Genomic DNA, 207 nt, shown 5'->3' with positions numbered 1-207 from the left:
GTACTAATAGGCCGAGGGCTTGTCCTCAGTTGCTCGCGTCCACTGTGTTGGTTCTGAAACCACGAACAACCCCATGCCATGGTCACGGCGTGGTGCGGTAGTTTGAAAAGTTTCATAGTGTTTCGGTGGTCATAGCGTGAGGGAAACGCCCGGTTACATTCCGAACCCGGAAGCTAAGCCTTACAGCGCCGATGGTACTGCAGGGGG

Annotated in this window: 1 rRNA gene; it reads left to right on the top strand. The window is 55.1% G+C overall.

The features are described 5' to 3' along the window. Nucleotides 1-121: 121 nt before the first annotated feature. Nucleotides 122-207, top strand: a 5S ribosomal RNA gene (gene rrf, locus OO63_RS41205); the annotation flags it as partial.

The sequence above is a fragment of the Streptomyces alboflavus genome (genome assembly GCF_000716675.1).
Taxonomy (GTDB): Bacteria; Actinomycetota; Actinomycetes; order Streptomycetales; family Streptomycetaceae; genus Streptomyces; species Streptomyces alboflavus.
The sequence above is the reverse complement of the archived record's forward strand: the minus strand, read 5'-3'. Positions and strand labels throughout refer to the sequence as shown.